Raw genomic sequence first — 5215 nt, 5'->3', positions numbered from 1 at the left:
GGCTTTGGCGGCTTCCACTGCACCACCCTCATGATTTTCACCGTCAGTAATAACAATAATAGCACGTCCTACCCCTTCTTGCGGAGTGAAACTACGAGCTGCTAAATTGATTGCTTCCCCGATAGCTGTACCCTGTTTAGAAATCAACGAAGGATTGATGGACTCTAAAAACATCTTAGCGGAAATATAGTCACTTGTAATTGGTAGCTGAGTAAAAGCGTCACCTGCAAATACAATCATACCTACCTTATCATTGTCAAGTTCATCCACTAATCTGGAAATTAGTCTTTTTGCTTTTTCCAGACGGCTAGGCTGTACATCTTGAGCTAACATAGAGTTTGAAATATCCAAAGCTATAATTACCTCTACTCCTTTGCGCTTAACCGTTTCCAGCTTAGAACCGAATTGGGGGCGTGCTAATAATACGGAGAACAAGCCAATAGCAACAAAAATAATCCAGAATTTTACATCCGGACGATATTTGGATACATCAGGCATTAATTGAGCCAATAAAGTCGGGTCTCCGAAGCGTCGGATATTCTTTCTTCTCTTGTAGTTGGAATACAAGTAGAAAGCTGCTAAAAAAGGTAATAGCAGCAATAAGTATAAATATGTAGGTTCTCCAAATCGAAACATCTTCTTACTATTTTATGATTGACAAATAACGATTGACAAACATTCTTATGGAATTTTTTTGAGTACCGAATTGCGTAATAGTACTTCCAACAAGACACAGAGGAAGGCAGCTAGGGCAAACCAGTGATACTCTTCGTCTCGTTTACTGTACTCTTTTACGTTCAGTTTCGTCTTTTCCAGTTTATCAATTTCTTCATATACTTCTTTAAGCTTCGAGTTGCTCGTAGCCCGGAAATAGTTACCATCTGTCGTTCCGGCAATCTCTGTCAATGTCTTTTCATCAATTTCCACCGGCATACTTACATATTGTACAGTATTCCCCACCGGATAAGGATAAGGAGCCATTCCATTAGTACCTACCCCGATAGTATATACACGAATACCAAAACTTTTAGCTATTTCTGCCGCTGTCATTGGAGAAATATCTCCCTTATTATTAGTACCATCCGTCAATAAGATAATAACTTTAGATTTCGCTTTGCTATCTTTTAAGCGAGTCACAGCATTAGCAATACCCATACCAACCGCAGTACCGTCAGTGATAAGGCCGCATTTAATATTATGTATCATATCCAACAATACGGCATGATCTACAGTCAATGGACATTGAGTGAAAGTTTCTCCTGCAAATAATGTAATACCGATATTATCATTGGGGCGTCCGTTGATAAATTCAGCAGCTACATCTTTGGCAGCTTCAAGTCTATTTGGCTTTAAGTCTTCAGCCAGCATACTGGTAGAAACGTCGATAGCCAGCATAATATCAATTCCTTCTATTTCACTGTTCTGCCACTTGTTAGTAGTTTGCGGGCGTGCAAGAACCAAGATAACTAACACCAAAGCAATGCAGCGCAGTAGAAATGGAACATGCAACAAATAGTTCTTATAACTTTTAGGTGTATGTGCATATACCCGAGCATCTGAAATTTGAAGGGTTGCTTCACTTTTCTTTTGTTTCAGGATATACCATACAATATATGGTATAAGCAATAATAGCAAAAACAGATATTCAATATTGGCAAAAACCATTTTATTTATGATTTAACAGTTTACTATTTAGTATTAAGTTATACACTCTTTATACGAAAAGATTGTATAACTGCAGACCTATATATATAAAGGTACCAATTAGTGCTGCTGATAACAGTGCAATTCCGCAAATCAGCATAGCTTTAACACGTAAAGAACGTTTCTCAATGATAGTGATTTCCGTTGGTTGCGGTTTCTGGTTTTCCTCTTCCGGTTGTTTTGTCTCATTGATAAAATCGATGGCATTAATTAAATTAGCATCGTTTTCATTCATCTGAGGATCATGTTTGGCAAACTTCACTAAATCAGCGGTCTGGAACAAAAGCTTCAAGTCTGATATAGCCTCTTTATCATTCAACTCCAATAGCTGGTCAATTATTTCAGAAGAAGTCATTTCTAATGCGTTAAATCCGAAACGGTCCTTAATATAGGTGCGAAGTGCATCCGTTAGTTCGGTATAATACTCCTTCGATTGTCCTTTTTGCCATATCTTCTCTGTTTTGATACGTTCTATCTCTTTCATTGCAGCCTGATGTGGCGGCAATTTAGGTTCAACTTTTATTTTACGGATAATAGGTTTATTATCACGTATACGAATAATGAGATAGATCAGTAAACCAAGCAAAGGTAAAGCTAGGAATGAACAAGCAATTAATCCATACCAGTCTTCCCACGCAAAAGGAGCTTTCATCACAGGTTTCTGTCCAAAGAACTGGTCCGGATGTAATGTATCAACCGGCATCGAATATACTTTCAATGCCAGAGCTTTGGATTTATATACTTTATCATCTACGGTAACCGGCATTGGTGGTAGATAATATAGAGCAGAGTCAAAAGAAGTGATAATGTATTCTTGAGTAATCAACATTCGTTGGCGATCATTCAGGAATTGAGTATCCGGTTTGACAGTTTCTATAATTTCCACACCTCTTACCAATGTATCGGTGTAAGCAGGAAAAATAGCACGCTGTTTAGCATCCATGGCTACTTGCAATTGCACTTTCGCCTGTTCGCCAATCAGTATCTGCAATGAATCAATTTTTGCTTCTACCGTGACAGACTGTGCTGCTGCTTTGCCTACAGACAATAGAGCTAATAATGCTATCAGAATAATATTTCTATTCATCTTTGATTCCATTAATTTCGTTTGGCAAATAAATTCAACAATGCCTTTACGTAATCCTGGTCGGTTCTGACAGATACAGCATCCACGTTACTTTTAGTGAAAGTATCGTTAAGTTCAGTCTGCTTTTGTATCCACCAGTCACGATGTGCCCGGCGTACAGCTTTGGAAGAGGTGTCGATCCATTGTTCATGTCCAGTTTCCGCATCTTTGATTCGCATCAGTCCTACTGGGGGAAGATCACTAACCCTCCTGTCGTACACTTGTAATGCTACTACATCATGTTTTCTGTTAGCAATGGTCAGTGCATTCTTAAAGCTGTCCTGATCAATAAAGTCTGATAAGATAAATGCGGTGCAACGTCTTTTCATCACGTTTGTCAAATATTCTAAGGCAAGACGAATATTTGTACGACGGCTTTCCGGCTGAAAATCAATCAATTCGCGGATAATATATAAGATATGTTTACGTCCTTTCTTGGGAGGAATAAACTTTTCTATCCGGTCTGAAAAGAAAATCACACCAATTTTATCATTGTTCTGAATAGCAGAGAAAGCAAGCGTGGCAGCGATTTCCGTCACCATATCTTTCTTCAACTGCTTGATCGTACCAAATTCCAAACTTCCGGAAACATCGACCATTAACATAACTGTCAGTTCACGTTCTTCTTCAAACACTTTCACATAAGGTTTATTGAAGCGCGCAGTCACATTCCAGTCTATGTCACGTATATCATCGCCGAACTGATACTCACGGACTTCCGAAAATGACATACCCCTACCCTTGAAAGCCGAATGATATTGGCCTGCAAAGATATTGTTAGACAATCCTCGTGTCTTTATTTCAATTTGGCGAACTTTTTTTAGTATTTCACTTGTTTCCATTTATACAGTAGTTAAGTAGTAAGTAGTTAAGTAGTCATGTATAGATATTAATGACTACTTATTGACTGTATTATAACTACAAATTAGGGCACTTCAACCTTATTCAGAATCTTACTGATGATTTCGTCCGAAGTCATATTATTAGCTTCAGCTTCGTATGTCAATCCAATACGATGACGGAGAACATCATGTGCTACAGCACGTACATCTTCCGGAATTACGTAACCGCGACGTTTGATAAATGCATACGTACGAGCAGCCAAAGCCAGATTGATAGACGCACGAGGTGAACCTCCGAATCCGATCATATCTTTCAGTTCCTTGAGGTCATATTTTTCAGGGAAACGAGTTGCAAATACAATATCTACAATATAACGTTCAATCTTCTCATCCAGGTACACTTGACGAACAACCTTACGTGCTTCAATAATTTCATCCGCTTTGAGAATAGGCTTCACATTGAACTTCTCACCATTGATATTTTGGCGAATAATCAGTTTTTCTTCTTCCAGCTTTGGATAATCAATGACAACTTTCAACATGAAACGGTCAACTTGTGCTTCAGGAAGCGGGTAAGTACCTTCTTGTTCGATAGGGTTCTGAGTAGCCAGTACAAGGAAAGGTTCCGGTAATATGAATGTTTCTTTACCAATAGTAACCTGACGTTCCTGCATTGCTTCCAGCAAAGCACTCTGTACTTTAGCAGGAGCACGGTTGATTTCATCAGCTAATACAAAGTTTGCGAAAATTGGTCCTCGCTGCACTTTAAAAGATTCATCTTTCTGACTGTAAACCATTGTACCAATAACGTCGGCAGGCAATAAGTCCGGCGTAAACTGGATACGGCTATACTTCGCATCAATCAGAGAAGCGAGTGTTTTAATAGCCAAAGTTTTCGCCAAACCAGGCACACCTTCCAAAAGAACGTGACCATCGGAAAGTAATCCGATAAGCAGTGATTCAACCAAATGTTTCTGACCAACAATGATTTGGTCCATCCCTGTCGTAAGATTGGTAACGAAAGCACTTTGTCTTTCAATCCGCTCATTTAGCTCGCGGATATCAATTGATTCAGCCATAAATACTTAATATTTTATTATTTAAATCCCTTTTATTTTATGTAAGCCTTTCCTGTGTGTTGTAAGGCTTCTTATTTTGCCTCCAAAAGTACGCCATATAATTAACGATTGCAACTAATTTTTATTAAAAAACAATGCGAAATCTTTAGATTAAGGTACTTTCATACGCTTTTGTACATCCATAACATTTCACCCGATCAATACAGGATTTGTATGATCGGGTGAATGGATTATTGCTATTTATTCTTTTGTAAGTTCCGGTATTTCAATTGTTGTGCCATATGGTACGTTATTGGGGTTCTTAATAACCTTCGGATTGTGCTTCACAATGTATGGCCACATTGCTTTTGTACCATAAAAACGCAAGGAAACCCTAGTTAAAGTTTCTCCTTCTTTGATTGTATATTTTGTTTTGGTTCCTGTAATTTTATAAGATGCTGAATCCAAATAAGCAGATGTAGCGG

The 5215-nt window shown here is 38.4% G+C and carries 6 protein-coding genes; all 6 read right to left on the bottom strand.

All coding sequences use genetic code 11. From position 1 onward, the window contains the following. A partial coding sequence (locus BXY_RS02220) for a VWA domain-containing protein (protein WP_208946723.1) occupies window positions 1-636 on the bottom strand: 636 nt, incomplete at its 3' end. A gap of 45 nt (window positions 637-681) precedes the next feature. Beyond that, a complete protein-coding gene (locus tag BXY_RS02215) occupies window positions 682-1665 on the bottom strand; it encodes a vWA domain-containing protein (protein ID WP_004314367.1) in 984 nt (327 codons plus the stop codon). Between the two features lie 49 nt (window positions 1666-1714). Then, a complete protein-coding gene (locus BXY_RS02210) occupies window positions 1715-2803 on the bottom strand; it encodes a hypothetical protein (RefSeq protein ID WP_015531109.1) in 1089 nt (362 codons plus the stop codon). Further along, window positions 2803-3672, bottom strand: coding sequence for a DUF58 domain-containing protein (locus BXY_RS02205; RefSeq protein ID WP_004314365.1), 870 nt, complete (start codon window positions 3670-3672; stop codon window positions 2803-2805). The genes BXY_RS02210 and BXY_RS02205 overlap by 1 nt, the downstream gene beginning before the upstream one ends. 83 nt (window positions 3673-3755) lie before the next feature. Continuing rightward, the gene (locus BXY_RS02200; RefSeq protein WP_004314364.1) at window positions 3756-4751 is read right to left on the bottom strand and encodes an AAA family ATPase; all 996 of its coding nucleotides are present in this window, start codon (window positions 4749-4751) and stop codon (window positions 3756-3758) included. 240 nt (window positions 4752-4991) lie between these two features. Beyond that, the coding region (locus BXY_RS02195; RefSeq protein ID WP_208946722.1) for a LysM peptidoglycan-binding domain-containing protein at window positions 4992-5215 on the bottom strand (224 nt) is incomplete at its 5' end.

Source organism: Bacteroides xylanisolvens XB1A (assembly GCF_000210075.1).
Classification (GTDB): domain Bacteria; phylum Bacteroidota; class Bacteroidia; order Bacteroidales; family Bacteroidaceae; genus Bacteroides; species Bacteroides xylanisolvens.
This window is presented reverse-complemented; position numbering and strand designations above follow the sequence as displayed.

What these genes read in the sequence shown, in the direction of transcription:
- BXY_RS02200 (WP_004314364.1), bottom strand. Translation starts at nt 4,751, where the DNA reads ATGGCTGAATCAATTGATATCCGCGAGCTAAATGAGCGGATTGAAAGA.
- BXY_RS02210 (WP_015531109.1), bottom strand. Translation starts at nt 2,803, where the DNA reads ATGGAATCAAAGATGAATAGAAATATTATTCTGATAGCATTATTAGCT.
- BXY_RS02215 (WP_004314367.1), bottom strand. Translation starts at nt 1,665, where the DNA reads ATGGTTTTTGCCAATATTGAATATCTGTTTTTGCTATTATTGCTTATA.
- BXY_RS02205 (WP_004314365.1), bottom strand. Translation starts at nt 3,672, where the DNA reads ATGGAAACAAGTGAAATACTAAAAAAAGTTCGCCAAATTGAAATAAAG.